This window comes from Rhodospirillaceae bacterium (assembly GCA_018662005.1).
Classification (GTDB): domain Bacteria; phylum Pseudomonadota; class Alphaproteobacteria; order Rhodospirillales; family JABHCV01; genus JACNJU01.
Genome location: JABJHA010000013.1, coordinates 1 through 17,461 on the forward strand (window position 1 = coordinate 1; position 17,461 = coordinate 17,461).

Below are 17,461 nucleotides of genomic sequence, written 5' to 3' on the forward strand. Positions count from 1 at the left end.
TGGCGTTTGATTGACTTCTCTTTTTGGGGATCTGCGCCAGCCTTGATTTCACCAAGCATGATGGTGGCTTGATTGCGGGCTCGCTCGGTCGTGAAAATGCTGTGTGCGCCGATGGCGACCCGTTTGATCTTTTTGTTGACCATGTATTGGACGTAGTAGGTCTTTTTGCCACCGGGTGTGATGCGAGCGCAAAATCCTGCCAACTGGTCATCGAAGAGAAAATAGGGCTTATCTTTTGCGGTGGCTTTTTCGATGACGGTTTTTGTTAATTTGGGCATGGACGACCTACACGGGCTAGAATTACAGTGCGCGTAGGGTTGCGTGGAATCTGCATATTATCAAGTAATATCAATGTGTTGGTGTAGTGATGCGTAAACAAAATGGCTAACGAGAATTGCTGCGTATGGCGATAAATACCGTGCACTAAAAATGCACTAAATGAAGCGAATGTTCCTGCGAAAGCTGGCGAAATCAAGAGTGACAGGATTTGCTTTCTGGATTCGGATTGCGGCCAGATATCAAAAGGTTAGCGAAAAGGTGAGGGGGGTTGAGTGTCTGAAAGTAGCATAAAAGCAATGGCTGGGGATCAACTCATAACCTGAAGGTCGTAGGTTCAAATCCTACCCCCGCAACCAAAAAATCAAAGGCTCCCATTCGGGGGCCTTTTGTTTTTTGATTTCGTGGGATCGGTGAATGAACCCACAGGTTCGAGAGGACGCGGGAGGCGTCCGACAGACGCAGCGCAAGCTGCGGTCCGAAGGATCAAAAACAACCCGAAGCTGCTTTTTGACAAACCCTACCCCCGCAACCATCAAGGCCCTACCGTCGCTTTCGTTGGAGGCGGCGGTTTTGTTCTGTTGGGTGAATGCTAGGATTTGCGCTAATGCACCGACCAATATGACTTCAGGATTGCCGCGTTCTGTACCCACATGAATCTCGATGTGATCAATCATGGACCTAATGAGATCCATGGCCTGAGGACGGGCAGCTTCGTCTGCCAGCAAGGTCTGCAGTTCGCTGTTGGGTCATAAGCAGAAGTAAACGGCACCCCAAAATGATTTCCGCTTACCTCCAAATAACGGTCTTTCCAACAATTCACGGTTATTTTCCAATCGCAAGAACCATAATTCATGAGAAATCGTCAAACGGGCTTGGGCCAAGCTGAGTCGTGGAACTGTTGAATTTCGATTTGGTTGCCGTCGGGATCGCTAAGAAAAAAATGATAGATGTTAAATTCAGTGTTTTCCATCGGTGGGTTATTGAACTGAACACCCTTTTCCCGTAGTCGTTCGTACCAGCCGTCAACATCTTCAGTAACCATGGTGACGATAAAGCCTTCAGAAGCAGGGGGGCGTTCATCGTTGCACTGGCAAACGCCAATAAAGCCATCCTTGCTGATTTGAAAGATGCGGCACTTCCCCTTATCAAGAATCAGGGGCAGGCCTAGGGTTTCGTTGTAAAATGCCGAGCTGATTCGCAAATCTCTCACATAGAGAAACGTCACTTGTTGATCAAATGGAATGTCCAAAATTTCCCCCCAGTACGGACGCTGTCAATTGCTGTAGTATAATTATTGAGCAATTAGTGGCGCAACATGAAAATCGACGATCACCCGATGCCAATATGCGCCTCAAAGCGGACATAAAACGGCGCCATTCAGAATGCCAGGGATGAAAGAGGAGACGGCCTTGTTCAGATTCTTTTGCACCTGACGTACATCACCACGGCTAGGTGGACATTTACAGCGTCTCACTGCAGCAATACGCCCTGTTATTTGCCGCCAATGTTGTCGCCATGGCGTTCAGCTCGACGATTAACGGGCGTTTATTCGCCCAACCGTCTCATTACACCACGACCATTTGGGCAAGCGGTCGGCTTTGTAGAACTTTGACGACAATTTCCAATCCTGTTTGCATTACCTCTCTTGATGTAGGGGCTCCCAGGCTAATTCGAACGGCGTTGGGCAGTTGATTTGGGTCGATCGAGAAAGCGCTGCTGGGTGTCACATCAACGCCGCGGGCTTTTGCAGTAAGAACAAAATCGGCAACCCGCCATCTGCTGGGCAAATTTAACCAAAGATGATAACTGGCTGGATGTGAAGACAGAGTATATTCGCATAAGATATCTTGGGCGATTTTCTGGCGTGCTGCGGTTTCCACCCGATGCCAGTTTACGAAGCGGTCTGCAGTGCCGTCCTCAATCCACATAGAAGCGATCTCTGCCATTAATGAGGCTGTGGTCCAGGTAGTTGTGCGTACCGCATTAATAATGTAATCGACCATATGAACTGGTGCAGTTAGGTACCCAACCCGCAGGCCGGGGGCCAGACTCTTCGAGGTGCCGCAAATATAATAGCAATCGTATTGTGCATAGGTGTGGATCGGTGGTGGCCCATCTTCGATAAGGTGGCCGTAGCTATCATCTTCGACGATGGGCACCTTGAATTCCGCAGCGATATCGGCGAGGGCTTTTCGTCTTTGGGCCGGAAGGACGCTCGCCGTCGGGTTATGTATTGTTGGTGTCACGATGATGGCGGCTACGGGTTCTTTCAGGCAGATATCGCGAAGCCCATTTGGGATTACCCCGTGCTCATCCATCTCAAGCCCATGAAGCCGGATGTGCAACAGATCAGCAAGGCGACGAATGCCTGGATAATTAAGGGACTCGGTGACAACAAGACTATCGGGTTGGGCAAGTACCAACATTGTCGCCATAAGGGCTTGCTGGGCTCCATTAGTCACAGTGATGCATGACGGATCAACATTGACACCGGTTCGCGCCGCCCATTTGGCCCCGGCAATGCGATGATGTTCGCGCCCAGGTGCCCGTTGATAATCAAGCAGGTTCATCAAGCGGTGCCGGCCTGAAAGTTCCGCCAGCGCTTCGTTGAACGCATTGTTCTCAAAATCAATAGCCGGTTGGTTGACGCTAAGATGAATGATGTCAGTATCGGAGGCGCTATCATTATGACCGGAAAGCTCGGTATGGACGTACGTGCCCCGGCCCACTTCGCCAACGAGATGTCCGCGCCGTTTGGCTTCGGCATAGGCCCTGGTAACCGTCCCAACGTGAACGCCCAGTTGCTCGGCAAGCCAGCGATGGGTTGGCATCAGCATTCCGGGTCGCAGGCGCTGGGACGTGATATCATCAGATATCGCCTCAGCAATGGCCTGATATAACGGCGGCTTGCGATGTTGAAGTTCGGGAACCCATTTCATTCGTTTAATCCACCTATTCGGTCATCTACTGTTCACAGTTAGATTGTTTACAGCATGTTGGTAAATTGTCTTAGTGGATAATGTAAATTTGTACTAGGCACACACGGATCATATTCAGTGCATTCAAATAAAACAATACAATATATGCATACAATCTGGTTTTATTGACAGACAATTATAAATATAATAGCTTAATTGTCATATTCAGGTTAGCTTTCTAAATGCAAGGGGGAGAGAACGTTGAGGACAGCCTTAATTCAAATGTCGGCTTCTATGGATCGAGATGAAAATCTTGACCGAACCGAGACAATGTTGAATGACGCTGCCGTTCGGGGTGCCGAAGTCGCCTGTCTTCAGGAATGTTTCTCCACATGGTTCTTCCCGCAAAAAATTGAACCCAAAGATCAAGACTGGGCAGAGCCTTTGGATGGGCCCTCGGTGACTAGAATGCGTAAAGTGGCAAAAGCGCTTGGCATGATTTTGATCGTGCCATTTTATGAACGGGCCATGCATGGTGAATTGTATAATTCGGTTGTCGTGGTCGATGAGAATGGTGAAATGCTGGGTGTTTACCGCAAGCACCACATTCCCATGAGCTCACATTTTAACGAAAAATTCTATTTTAAGCCCGGCAACAAGGGGTTCCCAGTTTTTCCAACCTCGAAGGGGAAAATAGGAATCATGATCTGCTACGACAGGCATTTTCCGGAATGCGCGCGCATCCTTGGCCTGAATGGGGCTGAGGTCGTATTTGTGCCTACCGCCACGACCATGCGGGGTTTCTCGAAGAGCGTTTGGGAGCCGGAATTGCGGGGGCATGCCATTGCTAACGGCATTTTTGTTGCGGGTGTTAACCGGGTTGGTACGGAATTAGAGAGCACCTACTACGGGCGCAGCGTGTTCATTGATCCGATTGGCGAAGTTGTGGCCCAGGCAGCCGAAGGCGAGGAGGAGGTGCTTGTCGCCGACCTTGACATGGCGAGGCTTGAAGAAGTGCGAAAGATTTGGCCGTTTTACAGAGACCGCCGTCCCGAAGCCTATGGCCGGATAGTGGAGCCCTAGGAAATGACTTACGCAGAAACTTTGGCAGAATTCTGTGTCGGTCCGGCAATAACCGCGCCGCCCCCCTTGGCTATGGAACGGATGAAAATCTATGCCCTAGATACCTTGGCGGTGATTTTGGCGGGTGCGACGGCAGATTCAAGTCAACGTATTTTGAAGGCGTTCCCTCCCGGTGAAAATGGACCAGCCAGTGTGTTTGGCGGCGGCGGTCGGCTGTCGGAAGGCGAAGCCGCACTGGTTAATGGGGCTATGGCTCACGCTCTGGAGCTAGACGACGATCATCGTTTGGCCGTATTGCATCCGGGCGCTGTTGTTATCCCCGCAGCCTTTGCTGCTGCCGAAACAGTTGGTGCAGGGGGTGAGCTTTACCTGCAGGCCATTCTGGCCGGTTACGAAGTCAGTTGCCGGGTCGGGGAAGTGTATCGTGGTAGCATGTTCGAGTATGGTTTGCACCCGACTTCGATTTGCGGAGTTTTTGGTGCGGCGGCGGCGGCGGGCGTAGTTTTTGGCCTAGATTATGAAGGCCACACAAACGCCCTGGGCATTGCCGGTACCCAGGCGGCCGGGCTTAGCGAATGGCGTGAAGACGGTTCGTGGATCAAAAGATTACATCCAGGGCGCACCGCGCAGTCGGGTTTGATTGCTGCCCGACTCGCCCAGCAAGGATTTACCGGCCCGACGACAATTTTCGAAGGGAAGGACGGGCATTTCCGGGCTTTTAGCCATGGCGAAAAACTCGATTCCGAGGCTTTAACGCGCGATCTTGGCCGCATTTACCATGCCTTGGGTACTGCGGTGAAGCCATATCCATGTTGCCGTTTTGCACACGGCGCCATTGATCTGGCAATAGCGGCGCGCCAGGAAAGTTTGGATATCCAGCACATTGAAAAAGTAAGCGTCCGTTTGTATCGAACAGATATTCTGTCCTATCGGCCCCGGCCCTTGAACCCTGTCGATGCACAATTCAACGTGCCGTACCTAGTTGCACTGTCACTTGGCAAAGGCAGCGTCGGGCTGGCCGATTTCAGCGAAGAGGCAATAGGCAGGGAAGATATTCTTGAACTGGCCGCCAAGGTCGAGGTTATCGAAGATAACAATTTCACAGCAGCTTATCCGGACAAGTACATGACAGAGATTGTCGTTTACGGGGGCGGGGGCTATAGCGGCCTAAGCGAGTGCCCCAGTGGCGACCCGGAAGCCCCGCAATATTCTGACGATCCGGATCTTATGCGCCGGGAAGTTGAAAATAAGGTTCGGGTACTTTTTGAAGAAACAGGATTTAGCGAGCGTAGCGACCCATTGATCAAGCTTGTTGATGAGATGGATGAAGCATCAAGCCTGGCTGATTTGGCTGATTTGTTGCGACGTCGTGGATAGCCCGCAGTTAATTTTAGAAATGAAAAACTACAGGAGAAAGTGATGAGCACTAATCAAGTTAAGGGTAATGTAGCAGTGTCAAACGCTGATGGTTCAGCCACTCAGGCATATCTCGATAGGGGTAATCGTCTTTACGCCGAGGTTGATCCCTATATGCCGGGTATGACCCGTAAAGAGGCTGCAGCGCAAGCCAATACCACACCGGATCGGATCGCCAAGTTATCCTCCAATGAAAACCCATTGGGGCCGTCTCTCCAGGCAGTCGCTGCCGTGGAATCCATGACGGGAATGTTGCACGAATATCCCGATCCCTTGGCCAGCGAGCTTCGCAAAGCGCTGGGCGAATATCTTGATGTGAGCGCCGATCAAGTCGTTGTTGGCGGAGGGAGCTCGACCTTGATGCATGCCATAGTCGATGCCTTCACTGTTGCTGGCGGCGAGATTATATCACTTGATCCGGGGTTCACTGTGTATCCGGAAATATCAATCATCCATGGTCGTATACCTAAGAAGATCGGACTTCGGGAAAGCGATTTTCTGCTCGATCTTGATGAACTGGAACGGGCAATAACCCCGGATACGCAGCTTATCTTTCTGACACGTCCGAACAATCCGACCAGCACGTTAATCCCGATTGACGATTTTGCGACAGCCGCCCGTATGGCCGCTGAAGTTGGTGCCTTGGTGGTTTCCGACGAAGCTTATATCGAGTTCTCGGATATACCTGGTCAGTCTGCTGTTGAACTGCTGCATAAAGATCCAGACACTTATCATAACGTCATGTTTACTCGAACGATGTCGAAAGCGTTTGGGCTTGCGAACATGCGTTTGGGATACGCTGTTGCTTCGCCCGAAGTCGCTGGTTGTCTGGCCCTTGCAAATGCAAAATGGCCAACAGGTGCCGTGGCCCAGGCCGCCGGTGTAGCGGCCCTGAATGACAAGGCTCATTTGCAAGAGACCCTTCGGGTGGTTAGCCATGAGCGACAACGCATAACAGATGCATTTAATAAAATGGGGCTTCCTGTCGCGCCTGGGCAGCAAGGCAATTACATCATGGTTGATGTGCAACCTTCCGGGCTTTCTGCCGAGGCCTTCTCAGAAAATGTGTTCAAGATGGGGAAAGCCCTGATTAGGGGCGATTTTTCACCACGCTACGTTCGCATAAGCATTGGTCTTGGCGAAGAAAATGACCGTGTGTTAGAGGCCGCCGACGCGATTAAACAGCAGCACGGTTAAGTGGCAAATCATGCAAACGGGATTGCCGGAACATCATTAAGTAGGACAATATGGAGTAAATGTCAGTAATTGTATTATTAATTATTGCTAAATCAGCATATAATCATTGACGTTACATGAGGACAATTTGTAAGCTTTTATATGCAGGCACGGGATATAAAAGCCGAAAAGAGTGCTTAAAGCACCTTGGCGTCGCATCCTGACAAAGGACCACAAACGACGACGCATTCCGACCCGTGTACAGTTTTGGACAACAAAAGGGAGGCAGATATATGTTAGAAAAATTAATGACGAGCGCTGCTACCAGACGCTTTAGCAAAGCACTTCTGATAACAGCGGGCATCACAATCGGTGCTGTCAGCAGTGCAACCGCGGCTGATTTTAAATGGTCTTTTGGAGGCGATGCGCAAACACTCGATCCGTATGGTCTCAGCGAAATTTACACACTTGGTTTTCAGAGTAACTTTTATGAGCCGCTAATTCGCAGAAGCGCGAATCTGGATATCGAGCCTGCTTTGGCTGCTAGTTGGAAAATCGTTGACGAGACGCACTGGATTTTCAATTTGCGCAAGGGAGTGACTTTCCACAACGGGAATGCCTTCAATGCCGATGATGTTATTTTCTCATACAATCGGGCAAAAAGTGAAGGTTCTGACGTTAAAGCCAAAATTCGCTCGATCAAATCAATGAAGAAAATTAGCGATCTGGCCATTGAAGTTACGACGGACGGCCCAAGCCCGACTCTGCTCAATGAATTGTCTGACTGGTTCGTCATGGACAAGGAATGGAGTGAAAAAAATGGCGCCGAAGTTCCAGCCGATGTTCGCAAGGGTGTCGAGAATTACGCCACCCGCAACGCAAATGGAACCGGCCCGTTTATGGTTGAAAGCCGCCAACCGGATGTGAAGACCGTCTTCAAGGCCAATAAGAAGTGGTGGGATAAAATAACTCACAATGTTGATACGGCTACTTTTACGCCGATCAAAGCAGATGCAACGCGTGTTGCGGCCCTTCTATCCGGGGAAGTCGATATGGTCTTTCCTGTTCCTTTGCAAGACGTAAATCGTGTGGACGGGGACTCAGGAACCACCATGATGCGCGGAGCAGAACTTCGTATCATTTTCCTGGGCTTCGACCAACACAGGGATTCAATGCTGTATGGTAGTGTCAAGGATGCTAATCCTTTCAAGGACCGCAGGGTTCGTGAAGCGGCTTTCCTGGCAATCAATGAAGATGCCATTGCAGCAAAAATCATGTCGGGCGGCGCCAAGCCAACGGGTACTTTGATTGCTCCTGGTGTCGATGGCTATTCCGACGAACTGGCGAAACGTGCGCCCAGTGATATTGCCAAGGCCAAGGCGCTTCTGGCTGACGCCGGTTATCCCAATGGTTTTGAGGTGACCCTTGATTGCCCGAATGATCGCTACGTAAACGACGAGGAAATTTGCGTGGCAGCTGCCAGTATGATGGCCAAGGCCGGAATCAAGGTTAACGTCGCGGCGATTACCAAAACCAAGTATTTTGGTAAAATTCTGGGTCGTGACACCAGCTTCTACATGCTGGGTTGGGTTCCGCCGACCTACGATGCCCATAATATCCTGTTTGATTTGCTTGGCACGCGGGAAGACACCGGCCAGGGCAAGTGGAACATGGGCAACTACTCCAACCCCGAACTTGACGCCTTGCAAAAGAAAATTGCGGTGTCTGTGGATCTGGATAAACGCCGCGGCATGATCACCAAGGCCTTGGGGCTGGCAAAAAGTGACTTCGCCTACATACCCTTGCACCAGCAGGCCCTGTCTTGGGGCGTGCGTAGCAATGTCAGCGTAAAACAGCGCGCTGATAACCGGTTTGAACTTCGTTGGGTAAATGTGAAATAATTACCTCCCTGGCGATACGGGGGTTCCGGGTCGTAATGGTCCGGGACCCCCGCATCCCGTAAGCCAACATTGTTTTTGCCGAATATCGATCACAAAAGGCTGTTCAATGATCGCGTACATCATCCAGCGTCTATTCCATTCGATACTCGTTATTCTGGCTGTTGGACTTATTGCATTTTCGCTGTTTCGTTTTGTTGGTGATCCGGTCAACAATATGGTCGGGCAAGACACGACGATCGAAGAACGCGAGGTGTTACGTGAAAGCCTGGGATTAAATGATCCGATCCTGATTCAATTCACACGTTACATGGCCAATGTTGCCAGCGGCGAATTGGGAATTTCCTATCGCCTGGGGCGACCGGTTGGGGATCTCTTTATTGAGCGTTTGCCAGCCACCCTGGAGCTCAGCATCCTGTCGAGCATCCTTGCCGTTGGCATGGGAATCTTCCTGGGGGTGCTGGCGGGGGTCTATCCGCGCCGGCTTTCAAGCCGCCTCTCCATGACCCTGTCACTGGTCGGCGTTTCCCTTCCGCCGTTCTTTGTCGGCATCCTGTTAATCGTTGTCTTTTCGGTCATCTTCCACTGGCTGCCGTCTTTCGGCCGCGGCACGGTTGTCGAACTGGGCTGGTGGACAACAGGATTGCTGACGGTTGATGGCTTGAAGGCCCTGATCCTGCCCTCCATCACGCTGGCCCTGTTCCAGATGACCTTAATCATGCGTCTGGTACGCTCGCAGATGATGCAGGTGTTGCGCACCGATTACATCAAGTTCGCACGTGCTCGTGGCCTTCGAAATAATGTTGTTCATTTCCGCCACGCCCTGAAGAACACATTGGTTCCCATTATTACCGTCACCGGGTTGCAGTTGAGCTCGATTATCGCCTTCGCAATTATCACCGAAACGGTGTTTCAGTGGCCCGGTATGGGCCTGCTTTTCATTACTGCGGTGCAATTTGCCGACGTGCCCGTCATGGCGGCATACCTTATGTTGGTTTCGGTCTTCTTCGTGGTTATCAATCTTATTTGCGACCTTTTGTACTTTGTCGTTGACCCGCGGCTTCGTTCAGAAGCCGAGCACAAAAAGCCGGTGCAATAGGTGTGACCATGACACAGCCCGCAGGCAACCAGACACTCATTAACCGCATAACCCAAAGTGACTCGTTTTACAGTTTTGTGCATTCGCCGGGGGCTATTATCGCCGCTGTAATAACGCTGATATGTGTACTGGCGGCGATATTCGCGCCGTATGTAGCACCCCATGATCCTTTCGATCTCGCTTCAATTGACCTGATGGATTCGCGTCTCCCCCCTTATTGGATCGAAGGCGGCACGGGGAAATATCTTCTGGGGACGGATGTTCAGGGTCGCGATATCCTGTCGTTAATTATTTTCGGTATGCGAATTTCACTGATCGCCGGGGGTTTGTCGATGGTATTTGCCGTTGTCCTTGGCGTTACCCTGGGGCTTATCAGCGGATTTGCTGGTGGTAAAACGGATACGATTATTATGCGCCTGGCGGATATGCAGCTTAGTTTTCCGGCGATCCTCATCGCATTATTAATTGATGGCGTGGCGCGTGGTTTTATGCCGCGCGAAATGCATGACCAATTGGCACTTTACGTGATCGTCCTTTCCATCGGCCTGGCCAATTGGGTGCACTTCGCACGGACCGTCCGCAGTTTGACAATGGTCGAAAAACAACGAGAGTACGTCCAGGCGGCTAAAATACTGAATGTCTCGTCACCTGAAATTTTGTGGCGACATATACTGGTGAATGTTGCCGAACCAGTTCTGGTGATCGCCACAGTGGGTTTCGGCATCGCCATTATCATGGAGGCCACGTTGTCCTTCCTGGGTGTTGGGTTGCCGCCAAGTGAACCCTCGCTTGGGACTTTGATCAGAACCGGTAACGATTATTTGTTTTCGGGAGATTGGTGGATGACGATTTTCCCGGGGATGGTGCTTATGGCCCTGGTGCTTTCAATTAATCTTCTGGGCGATTGGATGCGTGATGCTCTTAATCCCACCCTTCGCTAGGAACGCGGCATGACAAAAGCTGAAACGAGTGTACCCGTCCTGGAGATATCACAATTGACGGTCATGTTGCCTACTCGAAAGGGAACATTAACTGTGCTCGACAATGTTTCTTTGTCAGTAGGGCCGGGCGAAATTGTTGGCGTAGTCGGAGAGTCAGGGGCCGGTAAATCAATGACCGGTACAGCTGTAATAGGCTTGCTGCCAGACCAGATACATATTCAATCGGGGGAAATCCTGTTTAATGGCAAAGCCATCGAAAATCTTGATGCCGAACAGATGCGTCGCATTCGCGGGCGCGAGATCGGGACCATTTTTCAAGATCCAATGGCCAGTCTCAATCCTTTGCTTACGGTTGGTGATCAGATCGTTGAAACCATGCTTACGCATCTGGATATTAGCAAAAAGGAAGCGTGGCAACGTGGCATTGACCTGCTGACCCGGGTTGGAATTTCGGACCCGGGTCAACGTATGCGCGGCTTCCCGCACCAATTTTCCGGTGGCATGCGTCAGCGAATTGTTATTGCCCTGGCGCTTTGCACAAATCCGAAGCTGGTCATTGCAGATGAACCAACAACGGCACTTGATGTATCAGTTCAATCTCAAATTTTAGGGCTTCTGAAAAGCATCAGCGCGGAACATGAAACTTCAGTCATACTGATCACCCATGACATGGGCGTGATTGCTGAAATGGCAGACAAAGTGGTCGTGATGTATGCTGGCCGGGTGGCTGAATCCGGACCCGTGCAAGCAACACTTGAGGCCCCCCAGCACCCCTATACCAAAGGGTTGATGGGTTCCATACCCCGGTTGGGGGCGAAACAGCACAGGTTGCAACAAATTAGCGGAAATATGCCGCGCCTTGGTCAGGTTGATTCAAACAGTTGTTCCTTTGCTGCGCGTTGCCCTGACGCTTTTGGTTTGTGTAAGGAACAGCACCCGCCCGCCTTTAACGTCGATGCCACTCTTGTGCATTGTTGGCTTTATGCCCCAAAGGATGATCACAAAATGGCAAGTGGGGAGGGCGTTCAGCGTGAGTGAGGCACCGGCAAGCGAAAAAGATATGAACTCAGAGGCCCAGCCATTCCTTAAGGTCAACGATTTGAAACGGCATTTTGATGCCTCTGCACCGTGGCTCTATCGAATGCTGGGGGGGCTGGAACGCCAAACCCTGAAAGCTGTCGACGGAATTGATTTTTATATACGCAAGGGTGAAACATTCGGTTTGGTAGGCGAGTCCGGGTGCGGTAAATCTACAGTTGCGCGTTTAGTTGTCGGACTGCACGAACCAAGCGCGGGAACAGTTTTGGTTGAAGACCTTGATGTCCATCAGGATCATGTCAAAGGACACAAAGGGGAAGACCGCGTCCATGTGCAAATGATTTTCCAAGACCCTTATTCGTCGCTTAATCCACGATGGCGCGTTAGTAGCATTGTTGAGGAACCGATAAAGGCCCGCAAATTAATCACCGATAAACAGGCTATTGAGCGGCGAGTAGTGGAACTGCTTGAGCAAGTCGGATTGTCATCCGAAGATGTAAACCGCTACCCCCATGAATTTTCAGGTGGTCAGCGGCAACGGATTTCCATCGCTCGGGCGCTGGCAGCTCAACCGGAACTACTGATTTGCGACGAACCGACATCGGCACTCGATGTATCAGTACAGGCACAAATTCTAAACCTTATGCGTGATTTGCAGGATTCCCACAATCTCACAGTGCTTTTCATTTCTCACGATCTGCCCGTGGTCGATTTTATGTCCGACAAGGTAGGGGTCATGTACCTTGGACGGATATGCGAGATCGGAAAACCGCGAGAAGTATTTACCCACCCTCGCCATCCCTATACCAAAATGCTTCTCGATAGCGTGCCATCATTTCAACGTGGCAAACAGGAACACCGGGAAATTATTGGCGAAGTGCCCAGCCCGATAAATCCACCGTCAGGATGCCACTTTCATACGCGCTGTCCACTCGTAGAACCCCAATGCAAGATGGACACTCCACAACTACAGCAATTTGGCGACACCTGGGTTGCATGCCATGCCGTTCAAGAAGGATCAACGCCGTGATACTAATGATTGGGCCTATCGTCATAGTACAGACCTGCAAGGTAACGTCCGTTGAGTTTTTGCTTTTGTCAAAACCGAATTTAGGAGTGAAATATCATGCTTGATTTGTTGGTCCGAAACGCAGAAGTCGTTGATCCGGTTGACGGTGTCTTTCGTGCTGATGTCGGGATTTTGGACGGCAAGATTGCGGCCCTTATCGAGCCAGGAACTGAGGCGGATGCAGATCAGGAAATTGATGCCACGGGGAAACATGTCTTTCCCGGCTGTATAGACCCCCATACCCACATGGGTTACAAGCGATCCTTCGCCGATGATGTGCGCAGTGAGTCCGGTTCGGCAGCAATCGGTGGCGTCACCACGTTCATGAGTTTCCATCGCCATTATCAAAGCGCGGAGCCCAAGCCCTATGATGATTTTCCAGAACTGGTGGATACCATCAACCGCGAGTCCCATATTGATATGGGTTTGCATTTTGGCATATTGACAGAAGATCAGGTCGATGAGCTTGAGAAGTATATCAAGCTGGGGGTTTCTTCTTTCAAATTCTATATGGCTTACCGGGGCGCTGACGGCAAAACGGTTGGAATGATTAACGAGTGCGATGACGGCATTTTGTTCGAAGGCTTCGAAAAAATCGCTCGTCATTCCCATGCCGTGGCCTGTGTGCACTGCGAGAATACCGAAATCATTGGCCGTCGAGTAAGGCAGGTGAAGGAGAAGGGGCTCGACGGGTTGGCTGCCTGGAATGCCGCCCGGCCTTCCTTCGCAGAGGCCGAACACGTTCGGCGGGCCGCCTACTTTGCCGAACTCACTGGCTGTAACCTGTACTTTGTTCATATCGGTGCCAAGGCCGGCCTTGAAGAAGCGGTGCTTCATAGGGAACGTTATGATCGATTGACCATAGAAACATGCCCTCATTACCTGACGTTGACCGAAGATTCCGATATTGGGAATTTAGCCAAAATTAATCCCCCGGTTCGTAAACAAGATGATCAGGATCGCATATGGGAAGGCTTAATCAACGGTGAAATTTCCACAGTTGGCACAGATCATTGCTGTGTTTGTCGGGCTGATAAGGCGGGCAGTATCTGGGATGCGGCCGCTGGGTTCCCGGGTATGGCGACGATGCTGCCGGTCGTGCTTACAGAAGGCGTACACAAACGCGGTATGTCTTTGCAACGTGCTGCCCAGATTACCTCTTACAACAGCGCCCTTACCTTTAACATGGCCCCTCGTAAGGGCACGATTCAAGTTGGATCCGATGCCGATTTGGCTGTTGTTGATCTATCGTTGGAGAAGGTCGTTGATCCCACCATGCTGGGTTCGGCCTCTGATTTCTCTCTTCAGGAAGGTAATACCCTAACCGGTTGGCCGGTGCTGACGGTGTTGCGTGGCAAAATCATTGTCCGCGATGGCGAATTGCTTGGCGAACCCGGCGACGGCGAATTTGTGCGTCGTTAACTGAGCAGGAATTTAACTTGCGAGCCTTCCTAGCCCTTGTATTGTTTTTGAACCGTTGAATATGGTACATTTGTTTGCAAGGGTGAAAAGAACAATACATTAGTTCGTTTGCACATTCAGGTTTATGAAAATCTCACGAGCGGGAAATGAGTGGTATGACCGTAGAGCAAATCCGTAGCCTGATCGTCGAGCAGATCACTGATATGAGCCCGCAGGTCCGACGGGCTGCTCAGTACGTTCTCGATAATCCAAATGGCGTCGCTGTCAATTCGATACGTTCCTTGGCAACAGCGGCCGGGGTTAAGCCCAATACCCTGGTTCGGATGGTCCAGTCACTCGGCTTCTCAAGCTTTGAAGAATTCCGTCAACCTTTTCGTGAGAACGTGTCTAACGGCATAAAGAGCTTTCCCGATCAGGCCCGCTGGTTGCAATCGTTGGCTAAAACCAAAAGCCACGGACTGCTGTTCAGTCAGATGGCCGCCGCTACACTCAGTAACATTGAACAACTTTTTTCCGGCACAAACGCCGACGAACTGCGGGTTGTCGCCAAACACATAATTAAATCACGCAGGACCAGCATACTTGGTCTGGGGACTTGTTACGCCCTTGCTCACGGGTTCTGGTATGTGGCCCAAATGGCCTTGGATAATCTTGAGTTGGTATCCAACCATGGCACCTTGCCGATAGACGAAGTCGTTAAGCTGGGGAAGGGGGACGTGCTTATGGCGATATCCTTTGACCCTTATCGAAAGGAAATCATTCAAGCCGTTCAGTTGGCAAGTAAGCTTGGCGTAACTGTCGTGTCTATTACCGACAGCCGGGCTTCGCCTTTGGCCTTGGCCGCGGACTACGTTTTCGTTGCCCCAACCCAGACCCCGCAGTTTTTCCCTTCGGCCGTGGCTTCGGCAGAACTTCTGGAAACCCTGATCGCCTTTATCATCGCCGAAAGCGATCAAAGCGTCATAGAACGGATAAACGAGTTTCACCGGCGTAGGCTCGAAAGCGGTGTCTATCACACAATGGATAATTAAGAGCCACAATAAAAAGAAAATTTGTACCTTTTATTGACTAAAACCGTACAAAAAACATATTATGCTGGATATTCCATCCGCACCGGGCGTCGCGCTTTCATTTAAAAAACGAGCCCAGATTAAGGAGAAAGTATGTGAGTGATGAACCCAAACGCGAAGTCGATGTCCTTGTCATCCAATGTGGCCCTGCTCATGAAGAACCTGAAAAAAATGTGGCGGATAACCTAAAACTGATCAAGGATGCGACGAAGGATCGCAAGCCTGACTTTATTATCCTGACCGAGCTATCAACGACGCAATATTTCTGTGGATATAATGATCCCAAGTGGTTCGACCTTGCCGAACCCCTTGACGGTCCAAGCGTAAAGGCCTTCCAGAAAGCGGCGCAGGAAATTGGCTGCTACATCCTGCTAACATTTTATGAGCGCGGTGCGGTGAAGGGTGAATTTTACAACAGCCTGGCGGTCATTGACCCACGTGGAGAACTGGTGCCCGGTATTTTACCTGATGGTCGACAGGTTCGTTGCTATCGCAAAAACCATATTCCCAATCAGTATAGTTATTCACCCGGATTGAATGAACGATACTACTTTAAGGGCGGACCGGGACTTCCGGTGTTCGATACGGATCACGGTCGTATTGGTTGTCTTATTTGTTATGAACGTTCATTCCCCGAAGCCTGGCGTGTGCTGGCATTGCATGGCGCAGAAATCGTCTTCGTGCCAACCGCCGCATGGGGCGCATACCGGGCCGACAGTTGGGGCTTCGAATTAAGAACAGCCGCTGTTCAGAATGGTGTTTTTGTTGTCGCACCCAATAAAGGCGGCGTTGAAGTTACAGAAGGTGACCGGCCGTTCTATGGCAAGAGCGTCGTCTTCAGTCCGATGGGTGATTTACTGGCTGATGGCCCAGAAAAGGAAGGGCCCGCGACGTTCTTCGCCACGCTGGATATCTCGGAAGTCTATCGTCATGGCAAGCGCTACACGTTCTTCAGGGATCGCAGACCCGAACTTTATGGCTCTTTGGGCGATGTCTCACGAAATGTCTATTAAGGGATAAGGATATGGACGTAGGAGTTTTCCTTGGTACTCAGCATCCCGGTGAAGCCGATATGCGCCAGGAGTTCGAAAATCATCTGGAACAGACACGAGCAATTCGTGATGCGGGATTCGATGCCTTATGGTTGGCGCAGCATTATCTGACCCATCCCGATCAGTTTTTCCAGACGACACCTTTGCTGGCGCGGCTGGCAGCCGAAACCGGTGATATGAAGGTTGGCACCAACATCCTCGTTTTGCCGCTGCATAACATCGTTGATATTGCCGAACAATATGCGACCCTGGATATCATAACCGGTGGTCGCCTGATTGTCGGGGTCGCCTTGGGCTACCGCGAAAAAGAATATGAAAACTTCGGCGTCGTAAAGAAAACCCGTGGGCGTCTGTTCAGTGAACAGGTCGATGCCCTGAAATTGTTATGGGAACAGGACGATGCCTGCTTCGAGGGTGAGTTCATCAATTTTGAAGGACTTTCGATCAGGCCCAAATCACTTCAAAAACCACGTCCTCCGCTTTGGATCGGTGCTGCGGCCAACCCCGGTATCAAACGGGCTGCCCTTAAGGGGGATGCCTGGATCGCAACGTCGATGACGACCATCAGCGCGATCAAGGAACAGGCTGATTATTATCGTCAGGTGCGCAAGGAAGCGGGCCTTGAGCCGAACAAGGGTTTCACCAAGTGTGTCGAGCTTTACGTCGCTGAAACTAGGGAGAAGGCCTTCGAGGAAGGTGCCCCGTATTTAGCTCACAAATACAAAGCCTACTATTCCTGGGGGATGGGCAAGAACGTGCCGGGTGAATCCGGCGAGGATTTATCCATGGAGGAATTAGTGAAAGATCGCTTCGTGATCGGCTCACCAGAGGATTGCATCAAAGGTTGTCAGGCGCACAGGGACGAGCTGGGCTGCGACCACCTGCTCGTGCGTATGAACTTTCCAGGGATACCCCAACAGCACGTCATGAAGGCAATCCGTTTGTTCGGCGAGGAAGTTCTGCCGCACATCCGCTAAATGTAAGTTTTGGGAAAAAAATC

Annotated in this window: 16 protein-coding genes; 12 read left to right on the forward strand and 4 right to left on the reverse strand. The window is 50.9% G+C overall.

Features of this window, described 5'->3' with window-relative positions; genetic code table 11:
- From HOL66_06830 to HOL66_06845, 4 genes are all read right to left on the reverse strand, one after another.
- A partial coding sequence (locus HOL66_06830; protein MBT5243941.1) for a DUF4102 domain-containing protein occupies positions 1-278 on the reverse strand: 278 nt, incomplete at its 3' end.
- A 342-nt stretch (positions 279-620) separates the two neighbouring features.
- Entirely contained in the window at positions 621-953 is a 333-nt protein-coding gene (locus tag HOL66_06835; GenBank protein MBT5243942.1) for a hypothetical protein, read from the reverse strand.
- Between the two features lie 188 nt (positions 954-1,141).
- Positions 1,142-1,528 (reverse strand): VOC family protein, encoded by a 387-nt coding sequence (locus tag HOL66_06840; GenBank protein ID MBT5243943.1) that lies wholly within the window; start codon positions 1,526-1,528, stop codon positions 1,142-1,144.
- A gap of 316 nt (positions 1,529-1,844) precedes the next feature.
- Positions 1,845-3,218 carry a PLP-dependent aminotransferase family protein gene (locus HOL66_06845; protein ID MBT5243944.1) on the reverse strand — a complete coding sequence of 458 codons (1,374 nt, stop codon included), beginning with the start codon at positions 3,216-3,218 and terminating at the stop codon, positions 1,845-1,847.
- Positions 3,219-3,479: 261 nt separating this feature from the next.
- Between HOL66_06845 and HOL66_06850 the strand changes: the two genes are divergently transcribed.
- The 12 genes from HOL66_06850 (at position 3,480) to HOL66_06905 (ending at position 17,438) form a co-directional block, all read left to right on the forward strand.
- Complete coding sequence (locus tag HOL66_06850; GenBank protein MBT5243945.1) at positions 3,480-4,280, forward strand: acyltransferase; 801 nt, start codon at positions 3,480-3,482, stop codon at positions 4,278-4,280.
- Between the two features lie 3 nt (positions 4,281-4,283).
- Positions 4,284-5,657: an MmgE/PrpD family protein gene (locus HOL66_06855; GenBank protein MBT5243946.1), complete on the forward strand. Its 1,374-nt coding sequence runs from the start codon at positions 4,284-4,286 to the stop codon at positions 5,655-5,657.
- A gap of 42 nt (positions 5,658-5,699) precedes the next feature.
- Positions 5,700-6,893, forward strand: coding sequence for an aminotransferase class I/II-fold pyridoxal phosphate-dependent enzyme (locus HOL66_06860; GenBank protein MBT5243947.1), 1,194 nt, complete (start codon positions 5,700-5,702; stop codon positions 6,891-6,893).
- A gap of 287 nt (positions 6,894-7,180) precedes the next feature.
- On the forward strand, positions 7,181-8,773 hold the full coding sequence (locus tag HOL66_06865; GenBank protein MBT5243948.1) for an ABC transporter substrate-binding protein: 1,593 nt from the start codon (positions 7,181-7,183) through the stop codon (positions 8,771-8,773).
- A 106-nt stretch (positions 8,774-8,879) separates the two neighbouring features.
- On the forward strand, positions 8,880-9,869 hold the full coding sequence (locus HOL66_06870) for an ABC transporter permease (GenBank protein ID MBT5243949.1): 990 nt from the start codon (positions 8,880-8,882) through the stop codon (positions 9,867-9,869).
- An 8-nt stretch (positions 9,870-9,877) separates the two neighbouring features.
- Complete coding sequence (locus tag HOL66_06875) at positions 9,878-10,810, forward strand: ABC transporter permease (GenBank protein MBT5243950.1); 933 nt, start codon at positions 9,878-9,880, stop codon at positions 10,808-10,810.
- 9 nt (positions 10,811-10,819) lie between these two features.
- On the forward strand, positions 10,820-11,848 hold the full coding sequence (locus HOL66_06880; protein MBT5243951.1) for an ABC transporter ATP-binding protein: 1,029 nt from the start codon (positions 10,820-10,822) through the stop codon (positions 11,846-11,848).
- Positions 11,805-12,878: an ATP-binding cassette domain-containing protein gene (locus HOL66_06885; protein MBT5243952.1), complete on the forward strand. Its 1,074-nt coding sequence runs from the start codon at positions 11,805-11,807 to the stop codon at positions 12,876-12,878. The genes HOL66_06880 and HOL66_06885 overlap by 44 nt, the downstream gene beginning before the upstream one ends.
- Positions 12,879-12,974: 96 nt before the next feature.
- Positions 12,975-14,339, forward strand: coding sequence for an amidohydrolase family protein (locus HOL66_06890; protein MBT5243953.1), 1,365 nt, complete (start codon positions 12,975-12,977; stop codon positions 14,337-14,339).
- A gap of 155 nt (positions 14,340-14,494) precedes the next feature.
- Positions 14,495-15,370, forward strand: a complete 876-nt coding sequence (locus HOL66_06895) for a MurR/RpiR family transcriptional regulator (GenBank protein ID MBT5243954.1) — start codon at positions 14,495-14,497, stop codon at positions 15,368-15,370.
- 134 nt (positions 15,371-15,504) lie between these two features.
- Positions 15,505-16,422: a carbon-nitrogen hydrolase family protein gene (locus HOL66_06900; GenBank protein MBT5243955.1), complete on the forward strand. Its 918-nt coding sequence runs from the start codon at positions 15,505-15,507 to the stop codon at positions 16,420-16,422.
- A gap of 11 nt (positions 16,423-16,433) precedes the next feature.
- A complete protein-coding gene (locus HOL66_06905; protein ID MBT5243956.1) occupies positions 16,434-17,438 on the forward strand; it encodes an LLM class flavin-dependent oxidoreductase in 1,005 nt (334 codons plus the stop codon).
- The last annotated feature ends 23 nt before the right edge of the window (positions 17,439-17,461 follow it).